The organism is Streptomyces tatrensis, assembly GCF_049310065.1.
In the GTDB taxonomy this organism is placed as follows: Bacteria; Actinomycetota; Actinomycetes; order Streptomycetales; family Streptomycetaceae; genus Streptomyces.
Window position 1 is genome coordinate 1,063,816 of record NZ_JBMDLB010000011.1, and the last position, 17,980, is coordinate 1,081,795.

The 17,980-nt window shown below is 72.6% G+C and carries 15 protein-coding genes and 1 pseudogene; 4 read left to right on the plus strand and 12 right to left on the minus strand.

The genetic code is table 11. The annotated features are described in order from the left end of the window. Positions 1-120: 120 nt before the first annotated feature. The 6 genes and pseudogenes from ACODT5_RS20405 to ACODT5_RS20430 form a co-directional block, all read right to left on the minus strand. Entirely contained in the window at positions 121-3,684 is a 3,564-nt protein-coding gene (locus tag ACODT5_RS20405) for a bifunctional glycosyltransferase/CDP-glycerol:glycerophosphate glycerophosphotransferase (protein ID WP_422520750.1), read from the minus strand. A 162-nt stretch (positions 3,685-3,846) separates the two neighbouring features. Beyond that, positions 3,847-4,221 carry a hypothetical protein gene (locus ACODT5_RS20410; protein ID WP_422520751.1) on the minus strand — a complete coding sequence of 125 codons (375 nt, stop codon included), beginning with the start codon at positions 4,219-4,221 and terminating at the stop codon, positions 3,847-3,849. A 93-nt stretch (positions 4,222-4,314) separates the two neighbouring features. After that, positions 4,315-4,737 (minus strand): roadblock/LC7 domain-containing protein, encoded by a 423-nt coding sequence (locus tag ACODT5_RS20415; RefSeq protein WP_422520752.1) that lies wholly within the window; start codon positions 4,735-4,737, stop codon positions 4,315-4,317. 71 nt (positions 4,738-4,808) lie between these two features. After that, a complete protein-coding gene (locus tag ACODT5_RS20420) occupies positions 4,809-5,588 on the minus strand; it encodes a transcriptional regulator (RefSeq protein WP_422520753.1) in 780 nt (259 codons plus the stop codon). Then, positions 5,585-5,983 (minus strand): roadblock/LC7 domain-containing protein, encoded by a 399-nt coding sequence (locus tag ACODT5_RS20425; RefSeq protein WP_422520754.1) that lies wholly within the window; start codon positions 5,981-5,983, stop codon positions 5,585-5,587. The genes ACODT5_RS20420 and ACODT5_RS20425 overlap by 4 nt, the downstream gene beginning before the upstream one ends. Positions 5,984-6,174: 191 nt before the next feature. Then, positions 6,175-6,462: pseudogene (locus ACODT5_RS20430) on the minus strand (helix-turn-helix domain-containing protein); the annotation flags it as partial. Positions 6,463-6,565: 103 nt separating this feature from the next. Here ACODT5_RS20430 and ACODT5_RS20435 point away from each other — a divergent pair. Beyond that, positions 6,566-7,462 carry a LysR family transcriptional regulator gene (locus ACODT5_RS20435; RefSeq protein WP_422520755.1) on the plus strand — a complete coding sequence of 299 codons (897 nt, stop codon included), beginning with the start codon at positions 6,566-6,568 and terminating at the stop codon, positions 7,460-7,462. A gap of 46 nt (positions 7,463-7,508) precedes the next feature. Here the strand turns inward: ACODT5_RS20435 and ACODT5_RS20440 are convergent, their stop codons facing one another. Next, positions 7,509-8,462, minus strand: coding sequence for a DUF4304 domain-containing protein (locus ACODT5_RS20440; protein ID WP_422520756.1), 954 nt, complete (start codon positions 8,460-8,462; stop codon positions 7,509-7,511). 132 nt (positions 8,463-8,594) lie between these two features. On the opposite strand from ACODT5_RS20440, the gene ACODT5_RS20445 reads away from it, so the two are divergent. After that, positions 8,595-9,947, plus strand: a complete 1,353-nt coding sequence (locus tag ACODT5_RS20445) for a M48 family metallopeptidase (protein ID WP_422520757.1) — start codon at positions 8,595-8,597, stop codon at positions 9,945-9,947. A gap of 13 nt (positions 9,948-9,960) precedes the next feature. On the opposite strand, the gene ACODT5_RS20450 is transcribed toward ACODT5_RS20445, so the two are convergent. Together ACODT5_RS20450 and ACODT5_RS20455 are read right to left on the minus strand one after the other, a co-directional pair. Further along, complete coding sequence (locus tag ACODT5_RS20450; protein ID WP_422520758.1) at positions 9,961-10,605, minus strand: DUF6461 domain-containing protein; 645 nt, start codon at positions 10,603-10,605, stop codon at positions 9,961-9,963. Positions 10,606-10,706: 101 nt separating this feature from the next. Then, positions 10,707-11,270 carry a TetR/AcrR family transcriptional regulator gene (locus ACODT5_RS20455; protein ID WP_422520759.1) on the minus strand — a complete coding sequence of 188 codons (564 nt, stop codon included), beginning with the start codon at positions 11,268-11,270 and terminating at the stop codon, positions 10,707-10,709. A gap of 156 nt (positions 11,271-11,426) precedes the next feature. Between ACODT5_RS20455 and ACODT5_RS20460 the strand changes: the two genes are divergently transcribed. Continuing rightward, positions 11,427-12,686 (plus strand): PucR family transcriptional regulator, encoded by a 1,260-nt coding sequence (locus ACODT5_RS20460; protein ID WP_422520760.1) that lies wholly within the window; start codon positions 11,427-11,429, stop codon positions 12,684-12,686. On the opposite strand, the gene ACODT5_RS20465 is transcribed toward ACODT5_RS20460, so the two are convergent. The 3 genes from ACODT5_RS20465 to ACODT5_RS20475 all read right to left on the minus strand — a co-directional run bounded on the left by ACODT5_RS20465 (position 12,568) and on the right by ACODT5_RS20475 (position 17,356). Continuing rightward, positions 12,568-14,544 carry an APC family permease gene (locus ACODT5_RS20465; protein ID WP_422520761.1) on the minus strand — a complete coding sequence of 659 codons (1,977 nt, stop codon included), beginning with the start codon at positions 14,542-14,544 and terminating at the stop codon, positions 12,568-12,570. The genes ACODT5_RS20460 and ACODT5_RS20465 overlap by 119 nt on opposite strands. A gap of 97 nt (positions 14,545-14,641) precedes the next feature. Then, the gene (locus ACODT5_RS20470; RefSeq protein WP_327251219.1) at positions 14,642-15,097 is read right to left on the minus strand and encodes a (2Fe-2S)-binding protein; all 456 of its coding nucleotides are present in this window, start codon (positions 15,095-15,097) and stop codon (positions 14,642-14,644) included. Between the two features lie 24 nt (positions 15,098-15,121). After that, complete coding sequence (locus tag ACODT5_RS20475) at positions 15,122-17,356, minus strand: xanthine dehydrogenase family protein molybdopterin-binding subunit (RefSeq protein WP_422520762.1); 2,235 nt, start codon at positions 17,354-17,356, stop codon at positions 15,122-15,124. A gap of 349 nt (positions 17,357-17,705) precedes the next feature. Here ACODT5_RS20475 and ACODT5_RS20480 point away from each other — a divergent pair, with 349 nt between their 5' ends. After that, positions 17,706-17,954 carry an SCO4226 family nickel-binding protein gene (locus ACODT5_RS20480; protein ID WP_422520763.1) on the plus strand — a complete coding sequence of 83 codons (249 nt, stop codon included), beginning with the start codon at positions 17,706-17,708 and terminating at the stop codon, positions 17,952-17,954. The last annotated feature ends 26 nt before the right edge of the window (positions 17,955-17,980 follow it).

The window sequence follows — 17,980 nt, forward strand, 5'->3', positions numbered from 1 at the left end:
TGTGCAGGGGTGGGGGGTGGGGGGAAATCCCGTCCCGCACATACAGACCGACCCCGGCCCCGAAACTCATCGGTGGGGCCGGGGCCGGTCCGTGTCCGGTCGCGAATGCACTCCCGCGGGCTACATCTCGAGCATGCGATCGACGATCCGCCGAGCCGCCCGACCGTCGTCGAGGTCGCAGAACTCCTCCCGGAACGCCGCCCGCGCCCGCGCGTACTCCGCGCCCACCGCGTCCGCGTTCCGCACGGCCTCGATCAGGCTCGCCGAGTCCTTGAGCAGCGGGCCCGGGGCCTTCTTCTCCAGGTCGAAGGTGAAGCCGCGGAGCGTGTCCCGGTAGTGCTCCAGGTCGTACGCGAAGAGCAGGACCGGCCGGTCGGTGTGCATGAAGTCGAAGATCGCGGAGGAGTAGTCCGAGATCAGCACGTCGGCGACGAGCAGCAGGTCGGTGGGGTCGGGCCAGCGCGACACGTCGACGACGAACCCGTCGCGGACGCCGTCGCGCACCTGCTCGGTGACCTTGTGGTGGCCGCGGACCAGCAGGACGTGGTCCTCGCCGAGCTCGCGGCGGGCCGCGTCCAGGTCGATCCGCAGGTCGAGCTTGTAGCCGGAGGTGAGCGTCCAGCCCAGGCGGTTCTCCCGCCACGTGGGCATGTACAGGACCACCTTCTTGCCCTCCGGCAGGCCCAGCCTCCGGCGGACCTCGGCGATCCGCTCCGCATCGGGCCGCACCAGCGCGTCCGTGCGCGGGCTGCCGGACTCGATCACCTCGCCGTCGTAGCCGAGCGCCCGCTTCAGGACCGGCGTGGCGTACGAGCCCGGGGAGGCGAGGAGCGACCACTGGGCGCTGTCGTGCGCCAGCGCGTCCAGCACCTCGGGGCTGGTGTAGTAGTCGTGCATGAAGTCGTGGCCGATCTGCTTCAGCGGCGTACCGTGCCACGTCTGTACGACGGTCTGGCCGGGGCGGCGGCGGAAGGTGCGCGGCACGCTGTCGTTGACCACGTAGTACCGGGCCCGTGCCAGCAGGTCCCAGGATTCGAGGCTGTCGTACGGGACCGCGCGGGCGGTCTCCGGGACCTCGGCGCGGCCGTCGCGCACCAGCCAGACGTGTTCGAGCTCCTCGTCGCGCCGCAGCAGTTCCTCGTGGATGGCGCGGGGCGAGTCGCCGGCGCCGTACCCCTGGAAGGCGTCGTAGACCACGATGTCCTTGACCGGGAGGGCCCGCTGCGCCGGGTACGTCACGTCGCGCGCGATCCGCTGCGCGTAGCGCGAGCGGTCGTGCGGGTCGGCGATCGGGTCCGCGACCAGCACGACGCGGTCGTGGAGGCGGCATTCGACGCGCATCAGGCGGCCCCTGGCCGTGACGGCGTGGGGCCCCGAGTGCAGCGCGGTCGGAGCGAACTGCAGCGGGGCGCCCCGGTCCACGCCCACCAGGCCCGCGGTGACCCCGCCCTGGGATGCCGGGCGCAGTGTGGGCCACCAGCGGCCCTGCGGCAGCGGGGTGCGGCCGGCGCGGCTCTCGGGGAGGACCGGCTCGAAGGAGGCGGTGAAGGTGTCGCCGTCACGGGTGACCGGGTAGCTGAACTCCAGCCCGGACGAGGTGTGCAGGACCAGTTCGTAGGGCTCGTCCTGGGGTGCGGCGAACCGGCCCCGGAGCGTCAGGGAGCCGTCCTCGGCTTCGACGGTGTCGATCAGCGGCGGGGAGAACTGGACCGAGAGGGCGAGGTGTCCGGTGGCATCGCGCTTGGCGAACAGGGACCGGCCGGGCTCGTCTCCGGGCAGCGCGACGACGAGTCCGGCGAACCCGGCGCGCTCGTCGTGCGCCAGCCGGTGCTCGGAGCCGTCGGCGCCGGTCACGGACAGCTTCCACGGCTTCGCGGTCCGCTCGCCCAGGGCGCCCGGAACCCCCGGGACGGCGGCCAGATCGGCCAGTGGCAGGCGGACGGTGAAGGGGATCCGGCCGCCCGTGACGGCGGGGGCGGTCTGCAGCGGGAAGCTGAGCACGGTTCCGGTGGAGGCGTACTGCGCCCGCAGGGCGGCGCCGGCCCCGACCTCGGCGGCGAGCTCGCCCGACACCTCGACGGCTCCGTCGCCGGCAGCGCGGACGTCCAGGGCGCGGGCGCGGACGATCTCGACCCGGACGCCGAAGGACCCGGTGGTGCTCGGGACGATCCGCACGTCCGGGGCGACCCAGTGCGCGGGCGGGTTCTGTCCGCTGTCGTGCTCGCCGCCTTTGAGGCGGTCTCGGTACAGGCCTCCGGCTCCGGTGACGAAGACGGAGGCGCCCCATACGCCTTCGCGCCACTTGCCGCCCGTCCGGAAGGCGGTGGGATCGATGACGGCGGTGAAGCCGGCCCAGTCGGCGTGGCGCAGGGCGAGGTGTGCGGAGTTCACCGTGGCCGTCGGCGAGGCGACGGTGCGGGTGGTGACGACGGTCCGGCGGCCCTTGCCCTTCTCGCGCAGGACCAGCATCTTGCGCGAGCCCAGGCGGCTCTCGGCGCCCAGGTGTCCGGGCAGGGCGTAGCCGCTCAGCAGCAGTTTGCCGTCGGCCCAGCGGGCCTCCTCCACGCGGCTGACGACGCGGCGTTCGTGCGGGCCGAGGGTGAGGACCTCGGCGGGGACCGGTGCCTCGAGGAAGGGGTAGGCGGCCTTCGGGCGGGCCAGTCCCCTGACCGGCACGCTGAAGGTGAAGTCGCGCTGGTGGTGGAGGAGGGCGGCGAACTCCTCGATCCGGCCCTCCCCTGCGAGGTAGGCCTTGAGCCGGTCCGCGACCGCCAGGTCGGGCCACGGCCCGGTGCCGATCTCCCGGACGAGGCCGCCGGCCTCCTCGGCGAAGGCGGCACGGAATTCGGCGCCCGCCTCGGCAACGTGCTTGTAGATGAGCGGGAGTTCCTCGATCAGCACGTTGCGGTCGTAGTCGCGCAGGTAACGGGCGTAGTGGTCGCCCTGCTTGCTCCGGAGGGCCTCGCGGACCAGGCGGACGGAGGCGACCCGGTCGATGACCGAGACCGGGTCGGTGGAGCGCTGGGTGATGGAGCGCTCGCCGGTTTCCCGGACGCGCCAGTGGTAGACGCACGCGGCGATGACGTCGACGCTCTTGGCGAAGTAGTGCGCCGGAATGGAGACGGGGGCGTCCTCGTAGAGGATGCCTTCCGGGTACTGGAAGGCGTGCTCGTCCCAGAAGCTGCGCCGGTAGACCTTGTTCCACGCGGTGCGGTCGGTGACCAGCGCCGGGAACGTGGAGATGTGGGTCTTCAGCCGGGTCGTGCGGAAGGCGGCGCGGTGCCCCCAGGACTGCTGCATACCGACGGAGCGGAAGCGCTTGACGTTGCCGGCCGCGAAGTCGGAGCCGGTCTCGTCCAGGGCTTCGATCATGCGCTGGTAGGCGTCCGGCGGCATGGTGTCGTCACTGTCGACGAAGGCCAGGTACTCGGTGCCCGGACTGATCCGGCGGGCGCCCGCGTTGCGGGCCGCGCCGAGTCCCGCGTTCTTCTGGAGGACCAGCCGGAAGCGGTCGTCACGGTCGGCGAATGCCTGGGCGATCGCCGCGCTGCCGTCGGTGGATCCATCGTCGACGAGAACCACTTCGAAGTCACCGAATGTCTGTGCCGCTATGGATTCCAGACACTCGTCGAGATAGAGCTCGACGTTGTAAACGGGGACGACGATACTCAGGCGCGAAGGCATGGGGGGCGAATTCTCCAGCTTAATGACATGAGCGACGATCAGCCGATTACTGCACCTTACTCCGTAACGAACCGGCGAAAACCGGTCGTCTCGGGCATATACAATAGGCGGCCGGGGCGGGCGGCAATGAATTCAGCCGCCCGCCACCTCGCCGTCACCGGATCAGACTTCCAGCTCCGCCTCGATCTTCTTCAGCTGGTGGCGGGCCATGGCGAGGTTGGCCCGCGTCTTGTCCAGCGCGAGGTAGAGGAAGAGCCCCGCGGAGCCCCGGCCCTTGAGGAGCCGGATCAGGTGGTACTGGCTTCCGAGGGTGATGAGGACGTCCTCGATCTCGTCCTTCAGGCCGAGCATCTCCATCGTGCGGAGTTTGGCCCGCACCACGTCGGTATTGCCCGCGGCGGCGACCGTGAGGTCAAGATCCTTTCCGCCGCCGATGGTTCCGAGAGCCATACCGCTGCTGCAGTCGACCAGGGCGACGCCGATCACGCCGTCGATACTGGTGGTGGCTTCCTTGAGCGATGTTTCCACGTTGGCCATGACAATTCCTCTTTCTCTTCGGTTTCTTATGCGCTTTCGGTCAGTACGGTTCCGTCGGTACGGATGTACGTGGTCGAGGGGAGTTCGGGGGGATCAGGAGCCCTGGTCGGCGGCCGGGCCGCGGCGGCCGAGGCTGTGGTCGATCAGCTCCGCTATGCGCAGGCTGGACCGGCGGGCCTCCAGGTGGAGCCGCCCGACGTTGACGCGCGGCTCGGCGATCAGGGTCAGTACGGCCGCGTCGCCCGCCGCGTAGGTGGCGACGTAGCCGTCCTCACCGCGCACGAGCAGCTCGCGGAAGCCACCCTGCCCCGTACAGTCGCTGAGCCGCTGGGCCACTCCGAGGGCCGCGGCGGTCAGGGCGGCCACGGATTCCGCCTCGGTGGCGGCGCTGTCGTGGGCCAGGACCAGGCCGTCGACGCTCGCGGCGAGTGCCCCGCCCAGCTGCGGGACGCGCGCCCGCAGCCGTCGGAGCTCCGCGAGTATCTCGGCCTCGGCTTCGGCGGGCACCGTACTCATGTCGGACCTTCTCCTTTCGGACTGCCGCCGCTCGGAACGGTCGCCGCGCTGGGCGGCTCGCAGCGGGAGCCTCACAGGCTTGCCTCCAGTGCGTCGCGTAACCGGCGCAGCAACGCCACGTCCGGGGACTGCGCCTGCGTCATCCAGTCGGGCAGCGGTGCCTCCGCGGCGGCGGCGGGTGCCGGCGCGTGCGGGGTCTCGACCAGCCCGGCCGCCGCGAGGCGTCGTACGTCGAGCAGGGTGTGGAAGGCCGGCCGGCCCAGCACCCAGGCGAGGTCCGCCGGGGTCCGCACCCCGTCGGCCCGGTCCAGCAGGATCCGCTGGCGTGCGGTGATGGTCTGGCCGGGGGCGGCGGGGCGGGGCACCACCGGGGAGGTGTCCAGCAGCGGATAGGGCCAGACCGCGTCGAGCAGTTCCCGGCGGCGGCAGGTCTCCCGCTCGACGGCGGCGGCCGGAACGGAGCGGACGGAGCCGATCCAGTGGGTGGCCCCGCGCCGGAAGCGGGAGGGCCCGCTGCCCGGGGAGAGCGCGAAGAAGGCGGCGTCGAAGATGGCGGCGAGGTGGCATATCTCCAGTTCGCCGCCCGCGAGCCCGCCGCTGTCGACGAGGAAGCGGGCGACCTGGCGGCGGGCTCCGGCCTGGTTCACGGCGTCGGTCCAGCGCTCGGGGGTGAGGCCCCCGCCGGTGGTGAGCAGGACGTCGAGTCCCGGGGTGGCCGGACTCTCCGCGTGCACCACGCGGCCGTCCTCCAGGAAGAGGGTGCCGCGCTCGCGGAACAGGGCGCCGGTCGCCCGTTCGGCGGCGAGCCGGGTGAGCAGCGGGGAGACGGCGGCCACAGCCGTGGCGGTCACTTGAGCACCAACTCCTCGGCCAGGGCCCGGAGTCTGTGCCGGGCGAGGGCGAGGTTGCCGTCGGTCCGGTCGAGCCACAGGTGCAGGAACACGCTGCTGTCGAAGCTGGTCTCGACGAAGCGGAGCACGTGATACCCGGTCCGGGTGGTGACGATCAGGTCCTCCACGGGCGGCCCGGCGGCGTCCTCGGCCCCGTCACCGCCCGGGGCGAAGGACTCGTATTCGGCGGCCGCCCGGGCCAGTTCGGCGGTCTCGGCCGCGGTGGTCTCGTGGTCCCCCACCGGTGATTCCCCGGCGGTGCCGAGGGCCAGTCCGCTGCTCCAGTCGACCAGCGCGGCCCCCCTGGCACCAGGCAGGGCCATGGCTTCGAGCAGGCATTCGTCGATCCCGGGCACGCGGGCTCCCCTCCCGGCCGGACCGTGCGTGGTGCACGGTCGTACGGCGCGACAGAAGGGAACTTACTCAACTTCCACACTGTGGAAGGGCGTTCTGGCATTTTCCGCTGGAACATGCGCGATGGCACGTGACAGCTTGGCCGGAACCCCACTCATTTTGATCATTACGATGCGAGCGGCAGATCGTCCGAGAGCCGGAAGGCCCCGCCCTCGCGCTGTACGTAGCCCTCGTGGCTGAGGGTGCGCAGCAGGTGGTACACGGTCGGCAACGGGATCCCGGTGAGCCGGGCGAGGCGCTTGGCGGTCGCCCCGCCCTCCGTGTACATCGCTTCCATGAGCCGGCACGCCCGCTGCACGGAACCGATGAGGGTGGGTGCGGTGGTGGCGGTGCTCCCGCTGTCCGCGCGGTCTGCGGTGTCGGCGCTGTGGGCGCCTTGGGCGCTGTCGGCGCTGCGCTTCGGACTGTGTTCGGTGCCCATGAGTAGTCCCCCTGCTCCGGTACGAGGCCTGGCAAACCCATCAAAGTCGCTCACCGGCCGCAAAACCAGCGGACTCGCGTAAACCTGAGCATAAGATCAACTAATGCTCGACCCCCGGAAACTGAAGCTCCTCGTGGACGTCGCGCGCACGGGCACCATCGCGGGTGCCGCCCTGCGCGCCGACGTCACCGCTTCCGCCGCCTCCCAGCAGCTGTCCGCGCTCGAACGCCAGACCGCATGTGCGCTGCTGGAGCGTTCCGGTCGGAGCGTACGCCTGACCGCCGCCGGGCACACGCTGGTATCCCACGCCACCCGCGTGCTCGCCGAGATCGAGGCAGCGGAGGAGGCCCTGCGCGATATCGCGGGGCTGCGCGACGGCCAGTTGCGGGTCGCCACCTTCGCCTCCGCCGCGGAGCCCTTCACGGTGCCGGCGCTGGCCGCGTTCCGGCGGACCCATCCGGGGCTCGACGTGAGTCTGACCGAGCTGGAGCCGGAGCTGGCACTGCCGTCGCTGGCGGCGGGCAGCCTGGACCTGGCGGTCACCCACCAGTACCCGCACCTCCCGGAGCCCGACCTGCGCGGTCTGCGGCAGGTGCTGCTGCGCCGGGAGAAGCTGATGCTCGCCGTGCCCCCGCACGCCAGGCCGCCGCTCGACGGGCCGGTCAGGCTCGGCGAGTTCGCCCGTACCGCCTGGGCCTCGACCACGCCCAGCACCGGCTTCCAGGCGGTCACCGAGGGAATCTGCCGGGCCGCCGGCTTCGAACCGGACATCGCCTTCCGCGCCGACAGCTATCCGATGCTGCTCTCCCTGGTCGCCGCCGACTTCGCGGTCGCGCTGGTGCCGCAGAGCGCGGCGGACCGGCGCGCGGAGATCTCCTTCCACGACATCGCCGAACCGGCCCACCTCGTACGGGACATCTACGCGACCGTCCGCACCGGGGACCGCAGCCCTGCGACCGAATCGATGATCCGGCACCTGGCACGGCAACTCGGCGGCTGATCCGCCCGCCCCGGGCCGTGGGACACGGGCCGTCGGGCGCGGGCCGTCAGATGCGGCCCGGTGTCCAGCCCTCGATGTGCCAGGGCGCGCCGACGGTCAGCGCGTGCGGTGCGCCGGAGACGGTGAGGCAGGCCTCGCGCGGGGTGCCCTGTTCGAAGGTGAGCCGCAGGGAGCCGTTGCCGGTGACCTCGGCCGTGTTGATCCGGCACAGGGCCAGTTCACCGAGGAGCGCCAGCGGATGGCCCGGGAGCATGCTGCCCGGGCTGGCGGAGACCCGGACGTCCCCGTCGGCGGCGATGCCGACCCGGACGGAGCCGAAGAGCGGCTGCTCGAGCTTCCAGGGTGCGTCGATGACGATGCGGGCCTCCGCGTCGGTCAGCTCGTCGTGGACGGTGAGGAAGGGCGAGGCCCTGCGGCGTTCGCCCGTCTCCAGGACGAGGGTGCCTTCGACGTCCACCGGCAGGAGGGTCTCCCCTGTCCCGACGGGGAACGGGCCGCTGTCCACCCGCAGGCACACCGGGTCCAGGCAGTCGGGCACCGCATCCACCACGGGACCCGGCAGCGGGGGCCGGTCGGTGACCTCGGCCCACAGCGCGGGGACGGCGTGGCGCAGGACCACGTCCGTGACCTCGTCCGCGGCGCGGGCGGCGGAGCGCTCGTCGGTGATGGTCCACCAGTGGTCGTGCGGATGGCCGAGGAGGCGTCCGATCCGGGCGTGCCAGCCGACGGGGCCGATGCGGTTGGCGCTGAGCCGGGTCCCGAGGGCCGGCCGCAGGCGTCGCAGCGCCTCGTGTTCCTCGTACGGGACCGCGCGCAGGTTCACCGTGAACCTGCACTCGGCGGCCCCGGACGAAGCGCTCCGCTGGAAGCCGAGCAGCGCGTGGTCCGGTTCGGCGGCGCGGAGCCGGTACTCCAGCCCCGATCCGGTGAAACCCGCGTCGCGCAGTGCCGGGGCGATCCGCTCGCGCAGCGTCTGGTGGAACAACTCGGTCGCGTTCACCCCCGTAGTGTCACAAGACGCACCCTCCCCGACCAAAACCGTCCATGCCCGGGCGGCCTCGGAGACCGGCCCGGGCCCGTCTATCCTGCGCGGACCGCGGATCACAGCAGGTCGGCGGCGGGGAGGGGATCAGTGGACGTGGAAACCGTCGAGGAGAACGTCGCGGAACCGGGTACACCGAGGACACCAGGTGAACCGGGTGAACCGCTGGTGCGGCCGTGCCCGGAGTGCGGGACCGCGGTCACCGGGGACGCCCGGTACGTGACCTGGTGCGCGGCCTGCGACTGGAACGTGGACCCGGGCGCCCCGGATCCGGACCGGGGGCGCCTCGCGACGTTCCGGCGGAGCCTGGCCCGGCGCCACGGGGAGCAGCTCGCGCAGGAGATCGGGCGGGCCGGCGACGGGGCCGGGCCGCCCGCGCGGGACACCTCGACCGTGCTGGCCTTCGGGCTCGCCCTGCTGGTGCACGGAGTCACCGCGGGCCTGTTCCTGGCCGCGGCCGTGCTGATCATCGGCGGGTGGCACACCGGAATCCAGCCGGTGCTCGGCGTCCTGCTCCTGGTGGCCGTGGCGGTGCTGCTGCCGCGGCCGGGCCGGAGCCCGAGCGGGCCCGCGGTGCTGTACCGGGCGGACGCCCCCGGACTCTTCGGGCTGATCGACGAGGTGGGCGCGGCCGTCGGGACGACGGGGGTGCACGCGGTGGTGGTGGACGCCTCCGTCAACGCCGGGGTCCGCACCTACGGGTACCGCGGCCGGCGCGTGATGTTCCTGGGCCTCGGGCTGTGGGAGATCCTCACGCCTCAGGAACGCGTGGCCCTGCTGGGACACGAGCTCGGGCACTTCGCGAACGGCGACATCCGCTCCTCGTTCCTGATGCACGGGGCCCTGCGGTCTCTCGTCGAGTGGCACGCCGTCCTGCGCTCGGTGAACCACGGCAGCATCGTGGACTGGTTCCTGAACGCCCTGACGTTCCTGCCGCGCTGGGCGGTCTACGGGCTGATCCACCTGCTCGACGGCCTGACCCTGCGGGCTTCGCAGCGTGCGGAGTACCTGGCCGACGCGGGCGCGGCCCGTGCCGGTTCCACCGGGGCTGCCGTCACCCTGCTGGACCGGCTGCTCGTCGGCGACGGCGTCGAGGCACACCTGCGGCGCGAATCGATGGAGGCGGCCCGGGCCGGCGGTGGGCCTCGCGGCCGCAGGACGGGCGAGGGTGCCGAGCAGGGGCTGTGGGAGCGGCTGGCCGCGCGGATCGACTCCGTCCCCGAGAGCGAGTACGAGCGGCTGCGCCGGGTCTCGGCCCGGCGCGGGCACAGCGTCGACGACACGCACCCGCCGACCCACCTGCGCCGGCGCTGCCTGGCCTCGGCCGATCCGCAGCCCGCGCTGGTGGTGTGCGACGGCCCCCGGGCCCAGGCGGTCGCGGGCGAACTGGCTCCGGCCCGCGCCGTGCTGGCCCGCCGGGTGATCCGGGACCACGCCGGCTGAACCGCGGCGGCGCCTACTGCGTGCAGGTCACGAAGGCCGGGAGCGGGGTCTCCTCGACGAGGCGGCGGGGCAGGGACAGCCCGAAGCGGTGTTCCAGTACGGCCAGGGTGAGGCGGTCGCGTTCCTCGTACGGTTCGTCCTCGGGGCGGGCGTAGCAGCCGTCCGGGGTGAGGATCTTGGCCTCGACCAGCTCCGGCAGGAGGAAGTCGGGCCGGTGGCCGCCGCGCCAGTGCTCCTCGCCGATGCCGAAGCAGCAGACGAGCTCGCCGTCCCGGGCGTACGCGAATTGCTTGGGCGGGTGGTCGGGCTGCGGGTCGAGGTGCACGGCCTCGATCCCGGAGCGGGAGACCTCCGCGAGGCGCTGCGCCCCGGCGGGCACTCCGTGTTCCACGGCGAAGGACCAGCCGCCCCAGCTCCCGACCCGGGCCACCCCGTCGCCGTCCACGGTCTCGGTGACCATGCTCCACGCGTCGATGGCGCCGAGCGGCCCGGGACGCAGGTCCGGCAGGGCGCCGAGCCGGGCGGCCAGTTCCTCGGGGCCGATGCCCCGGGCGAAGGTGAGGCTGACGTACCAGGCGCTCCAGTCCGCCAGCCACTGGATGCCGCCGTCGCGGGCGTGGGCGCCCTCGCCCGCATCCTGACCCGTGATGTCCGCCATTGCCACGGTCCCCTCCCGCCATCTCCGCGTTTCCCGCGATGCGAGCCGGTCCTTACGGTGTGGCCGGGTCCTGTCCGGAACCGGCCCTACCGGCACGATAGTCAGTCGGCGGGGCGCTCCGGGAGGAGGCGCTCGACCATCGTGTCGATGAGCCCCTCCACGGAGTGGGGGTCCAGCAGTCCGGGCACCGTGAGGTCGTCCACGATCAGCCCGAGCATGGCCAGGTAGATCAGGACCACGCCCTGCCGGTCCCCGGGCAGCCCCGCGTCCAGGTGCCAGGCGATGTTCGCCTCCAGTTCGGCGCCCTGGAACCCGGCCAGCGCCTCCTGGAGTTCGGGCCGCCGGGTGGCCTCCAGGCGCAGTTCCAGCATCGCGGTGTGGACGCTGCGCTCGCGGCGCATGCGCTCCAGGAGCCGTCGCAGCAGCACCTTCGTGTCGAACGGGCCCGTCAGGTCCGCCGGGTCGGGGGTCAGCCGCTCGCGGGTGCGGTGCAGGATCTGCACGAGGAGCTGGGCGCGGTGGGCGAAGTAGTTGGAGGAGGTGCCGGTCGGCACCCCGGCCTCCGTGTCCACGGCGCGCAGGGTCAGCCCCCGCGAGCCCTCGCGGGCGAGGACTTCGATGGCGGCGTCGAGCAGCGCGGCGCGGCGCTCGGGGTTCTGGCGCATGGGTTAAGTCCCTGACCGTGTGGACGTGGCTGCGGACGTGGCTGCCGGTATGACCGCCGCATATGCACTGCACGTGCAGTGCTTCGGACACGCTAGCGGACACCGCCTCGTCGAGGCCCTCCCCAGCGGCCCCTCCGACGTGCCACCCTGCCCGTCATGGAGCGGATCATCGGGGAGATACGCGAGGACCTGGACCGCCGGATCGCCGTGGCCGCCGAGCGGCTCGCCGACCGGTCACCGGACGGGGATCCGGCCTGCGCCGTCTACGTGGCCCTGCTCGGCCGGGCCGCCCTGCGCGAGCGGGTCCACCACCTGCTCCGCCAGGCCGTCGAGGGCCTGCTCCGCGAGGCCCGCGGGCTGCCGCCCGAGCTCGCCGAGGCCCGGGCCGACGGCGAACTCCGCGCCCGGCAGGGCCTGCCGCTCGACTCCCTGCTGCGGGTCTACCGGCTCTGCGGCCGGCTGCTGTGGCAGGTCCTCACCGAGGCCGTCGCCGCCCGGGACCGGGCGGCGCTGCCCCGGCTGCTGCCGGGTGCGCCCGCCCTGTGGGACGTGGTCGACCGGATGGCGGACGCGGCGGCCGAGTCCTACCGCCGGGCCGAGGCCGTGCGCGGCGACCGCGAGCGGGAGCTGCGCGGAGCCCTGCTCGACGCCCTGTTCGACGGCTCGGGTCCGGCGGGCCGGTCCGCCGACTCGGCGCGGCGGCTCGGGCTGCCGGAGCGCGGGCGCTTCGCCGTGGTGGTCCTCGACGCCGGGGACGGCGGGTGGGCGCCCCCGGAGGGCGCCGCCCCGCGCGTGCTGTGGCGGATCCGGGCCGACGGGGAGACCGGCCTCGTGGACCTGGGACCGCTTCCGCTCGCCTCCGTGACCGACCTGCTCGCGCCCCTCGGCTTACGCGCCGGGGTGAGCCCGGTGGTGGAGACCCCGGGCGAGCTGGCGGGCGCCCGCCGCCTCGCCGTACTCGCGCTGCGCGCGGCGCCGGGAGCCGACGGTCCGCACACCGCCCTGCTGGACGAACGGCTCCCGGCTGCGCTGGTCGCGGCCGAACCGGAACTCGCGGGCCGGCTGCGTCAGGTGGTGCTGGGGCCGGTCCTGGCGCTGGCCGCGGAGGACCGCAGGGTGCTGCTGACCACCCTGGGTACCTGGCTGACCTGCCGGGGCTCGACCACGTACGCCGCGCAGCGGCTGTACTGCCACCGCAACACCGTCTCGAACCGGCTGCGCCGCCTGGAGCAGCTCACCGGCCGCTCGCTGGCCGATCCCGCGCACGTCGTGGAGCTGGCGCTGGCCCACACGGCGGTCACCCAGCGCCCGGCCGGGCCCCCGCCCCCTCCTGCCGCTCCCCCGGTTCCCCCATCTCCGCCGGCCGTGCGGACTCCAGCAGGTACGGCACGTCGATCACCGCGACCCCGGGCGTGAACAGCAAGCGCGCCTTGAGCCGCAGCGCGTTCTGGTTGTGCAGGGGCTGTTCCCACCAGTGTCCGACCACGTACTCGGGGATGACCACGGAGAGCATGTCCGTGCCCTCGGCGGCCGCCTGCTCCTGTACGTAGGCCAGTACGGGCCCGACCACCTCGCGGTACGGGGAGTGCAGCACCTTGAGCGGGATGCCCGGGTCGTGGTCCGCCCAGTCCGCGCGCAGCCGGTTCGCGCTCTCCTCGTCGGCCGCCACGGAGACGGCCGTCAGGGTGTCGGGGCGCAGCCCCATGGCGAAGCCGAGGGCCTTGAGCGTGGGGGCGTGCACGGAAGCGACGAGGACGACGACGTGGTGGCGGGCGGGCTTGCGGGGTTTGACCCCGGGGGCTACGGCGAGTTCGCGGGCCACCGTGTCGTAGTGGCGGCGTACGCCCTTCATGCCGATGAAGAGCAGCGGCATGGCGATGACGACGAGCCAGGCGCCGTGGGTGAACTTGGTGATCAGGACGATGACCAGGACCACGAAGGTCATGGTGGCGCCGACCGCGTTGATGGCGAGCCGGCGGTGGATGTGGATCCGCTCCTCCTTGCGGGTCTCCGGGGAGGCCAGCTCCGTCTTCCAGTGCTTGACCATGCCCGCTTGGGAGAGGGTGAAGGAGACGAAGACGCCGATGATGTAGAGCTGGATGAGACGGGTCAGCTGGGCGTCGAAGGCGACGATGAGGCCGATGGCGGCGAGCGCCAGCAGGACGACGCCGTTGGAGTAGACGAGCCGGTCGCCGCGGTTGAAGAGCTGGCGGGGCACGTACCGGTCCTTGGCGAGGATCGAGGCGAGCATCGGGAACCCGTTGAAGGCGGTGTTGGCGGCGAGGACCAGGACGCCGGCCGTGACGGCCTGGAGCAGGTAGAAGAGGAAGTGCCAGTCTCCGAAGGTGGCCCGGCCGATCTGGGCGAGCGCGGTGGACATCGGGGTTCCGGGGGCCAGGCCCAGCTCGGTCGGGTCCGCGGCCACGTGCACCTCGTAGTTCATGGCGAGGACGGTGATCCCGGCGAACATGGTGACGGCCAGCGCGCCCATCGCGGCGAGGGTGGTCGCCGCGTTCTTGCTCTTCGGCTTCTGGAAGGCGGGGACGCCGTTGCTGATGGCCTCGACGCCCGTGAGCGCGGTACAGCCGGAGGCGAAGGCCCGCAGCGCGAGGAGCACCACCGCGAGGCCGGCGTAATTGCCCTCGGCGCTGATCGGCAGGGCGGCGGATTCTGCGCGGATCGTGTCGCCGGTCGCGAGCCGGTAGGCGGCCACCGCGAACATCAGGTAGATGACGAGGACGAAGCCGTAGGTGGGGACGGCGAAGACCCGGCCCGATTCCCGTACCCCGCGCAGGTTCATGAGGGTCAGCAGCACCACGAAACCCACCGACAGGGGGACTTCGTGATCGGAGAGGGAGGGGATGGCGGAGGTGATGGCGGCGACGCCGGAGACCACGGAGACGGCGACCGTCATGACGTAGTCGACGAGCAGGGCGCTCGCGGCGGTGAGGGCGGCGGTCTGGCCGAGGTTCTTGGAGCTGACGATGTAGGCGCCGCCGCCGCCCGGATAGGCGTAGCAGGTCTGGCGGTAGGAGGCGACGACGACCACGAGCAGGAACACGATGGCGGCGGCCGCGTACCAGGCGAGGTGGAGCAGCGCGACCCCGCCGAGGGCGAGGATCAGCAGGATCTCCTCGGTGGCGTAGGCCACGGAGGAGAGCGGGTCGCTGCAGAAGATCGGGAGCGCGAGCCGCTTGGGCAGCAGGGTCTCGCCCAGGCGCGCGGTGTCGAGCGGTTCGCCGACCAGCACACGTTTCGCATTGATACGCCTCATTCAGGCATGATCAGCCAAAACTGTGTCGTTTCGTCCCATATAAACCCTGTGTCATGGGGTGAAGTGTCATGGGGTGAGGCGTCATGGGGTGAACCGCCTACATCTTCGCCGCCGCGCTGCGGATCGCCTCCCGGATGCGGAAGTACGTGCCGCAGCGGCAGATGTTGGCGATCGCGTCGATGTCCTCGTCCGTGGGCGTGCTCGTCCGCTTCAGCAGGGCGACGGCCGCCATGATCTGGCCGGGCTGGCAGAAGCCGCACTGGGCGACGTCCTGTTCGAGCCAGGCCTCCTGCACCGGGTGCAGGTCCTCGCCGTCGGCCAGTCCCTCGATCGTGGTCACCGTCTTCCCCGCGCACGCGGAGACCGGCACCACGCACGGGCGGACGTCCACCCCGTCGAGGTGGCTGGTGCAGGCCTTGCAGACGTCCACTCCGCAGCCGTACTTCGGGCCGCGCACGCCCAGCATGTCGCGGAGCACCCACAGCAGGGGCAGATCGTCGGGGGCGTCCACTGTGACGCTCTGCCCGTTGACGGTGAAGGTGTGCGAGGGCACGGCTCGGCTCCTGGAGTCGATCGACTAGCGGGGGTACGGGGTGAAGTCGACGTCGAAGTCGAGGGGGAAGCTGCGCGGCTTGGTGCCGGTGGCCCGGGCGTAGGCGTTGGCGATCGCGCCCACGGCGGCGGGCAGGCCCAGCTCGCCGGCCCCGCCCGGCTCGGTTCCGGTCGCCGGGAGCACGAAGACGCGTACGTCCTTCGGGGTGTCGCGCTGCTGCGCCCAGTGGAACTGGCTGTAACTGCCTTCCAGCGGGAGTCCCTTGTCCAGGTGCAGGCCGGCCTTGAGCGTGGTGGAGATCGCGTCGGTCAGGCCGCCGATCATCTGGGCCTCCAGACCGCGCGGGTTGACGGGCAGGCCCACGTCGACGGCGATGACCGCCTTCGTGACGCGGATGTGCTCCGGGTTCCTGGTGTCGATCTCGACCAGGCAGGCGGTCCGGGACTTGTACTCCTCGTGGAAGGCGATGCCCTGGGCGCAGCCGGCCGGCATGGCCCGGCCCCAGCCCCCCTCGGTGGCCGCCTTGTCGAGCACGGCGCGCTGGGCGGCCGTCTTCAGGAAGGTACGGCGGAACTGGTACGGGTCGCGGCCCGTCGCGGCGGCCAGCTCGTCGACCACGATCTCCTCGGCCCCCCGGGTGTTCGCCGAGTACACCGAGCGCCAGGAACCGGTGGGAACCCCGGTCGGGACCTCGGTGAGCGCCTGGGTGGTGAGCCCGAAGTGGTACGGGGACTTGACCGTGGTGAGGAACAGGGTCTGGGCGAGGGTGGCGTTGCCGATGCCGAGCGGGAGGCTGGCGGCGGTCGCGGTGATGATCTCGCCGAGTCCGTGCCGGAAGTCGGTCTCCGCGGCGGCGACCCGGTGCTCGAAGCTGAGCACCTCGCCCAGCAGGTGCGTCGCCCGGATCTTGTGGTGGGTGGCCGGGCGCATCCGGCCGTGCCGGGTGTCGTCCACCCGGGTCCACATCAGCCGGACCGGACGGCGGCAGGCCTTGGAGATCCGGGCCGCTTCCAGGGCCGCGTCGAAGAACAGCCGCCGGCCGAAGGAGCCGCCGGCCTGCACCACGTGGACGGTGACCTTGTCGAGGGGCAGGCCGAGGTCGGCGGCGATCGTCTCGCGGGCCACGATCGGGGATTTGAGCCCGGACCAGATCTCGGCGCGGTCCTCGCGGACGTCGGCGACGGCCGAGTTGGTCTCCATCGGCGCGTGGCTGACGAAGGCGAAGTCGAACTCGGCGTCCACGTGTGCGGTGAGCAGCGGCGGCACGAGCAGCGGCGGGGTGGCGGCGCGCAGCTTCGTCCGGACGGCCGCGTCCGAGAGCTGGTCGGCCGGGCCCGGGCCCCAGGTGACCTGGAGGGCGGTCTTGGCGTCGAGGGCCTGGCCGAAGGTCTCGGCGACGACGGCGACCCCGGTGGCGACGGTGACCACGTGCAGTACGCCGGGCATGGCCCGGACGGCGTCGAGGTTGGCGACGGAGCGGACGCTGCCGCCGAGGGTGGGCGGGCGGCGGACCACGCAGGGTTTGGCCCCGGGCACGTCCAGGTCGAGGGTGTAGCGCTGGGCCCCGGTGACCATGGCGCGGGCGTCGATCCGGCTGGTGGGCTTGCCGACCAGGGCGTGCTTCGCCGCGGGCTTGGGGGTGGCGCCGAGGACGATCAGGGCCGGGTCGGCGGCGGCCGCGGCGAGGGAGCCGTAGGCGGCGGTGCGGCCGTCGGGGGCGCGGACGGCGCCGTTCGCCGTGGTCAGGGTGGACGCCGGGAGGCTCCAGCGCACGGCGGCGGCCGCGACCAGCCGGGCCCGGGCGGTGGCGGCGCACTGGCGGACGGGGCCGTAGAGGGAGCGGATGGAGTTGGAGGATCCGGTGAGCTGGTTGAAGAGCAGCTCGGGGCGCGCGTCGTCCAGTTCGACCCGTACGGCGTCCAGCGGGGCGTCCAGTTCCTCGGCGACGAGCATCGCCACGGCGGTGGTCAGGCCCTGGCCGACCTCCTCGCGCGGCAGCCGGAAGCGGATCGTCCCATCGGCCTCCACGGCGAGCGCGAGCAGGGCGGAGGTGGGGGCGCCGGCCAGGATGAACAGGTCGCCGAGGTCCACCAGGTCCGCGATGGCGGGCAGGGTCGGGATCACGGCGTGCGCGGACTGCGGCGCGAGGAGGTCGGCGCCGGCGCGCGTGACCAGGGCGAGGGTCGGGGCGGCGACCAGATAGGTGAGGAAGGACCGCCGGCTCTGCCCGTCGTTCGGCGCATGGCTCTGCCCGGTCATCTCGTCGTGTCCCCACCCTGCGCACGGCCCGCCTCAGCGAGCCTCCCCAGCTCATTACCGGCACGTAGAGTAGCGATCCGGGAGGGTGGTGGGAAGTCCGGATCAACTGCCGGGCGGAATATCGGACATACCGCCGGCAGGGCGGAGTCATTCGTTCGGGGGATGCCGGGCCGGTCGTGTTGATCCGGGTGCTGCGCCGTCTTTCGCCGGTGCGGCACCGGGCGGGCCTCGTACACCTCGGCCGTACGATCGATCGCCCTCGTCCGGAAGGCCGGTTTCCGGCCGCGGGAGGACGATGGAAGGAGGACATGCAGTGCCACACCGAGCAGAGGGAAAGAGGTGTGCGGCAGTGACGAAGTACATGGACGTCCACCACGGCATGACCGGCATCACCGCTGAGCAGTTGAAGGCCGCCCACAACGCCGACCTGGCCATCGAGAAGGAAGAGCGCGTGCACTTCGAGCGCGCCTGGGCCGACCCCGCGTCCGGCACGGTCTACTGCCTCTCCGAGGCGCCCTCGGCGGAGGCGGTCCAGCGCATCCACGAGCGCACGGGGCACCCCGCCAGCGAGATCCACCCGGTACCGCTGATGGTCTGACCGCCCCGGAACAGCCCGGGAACGGC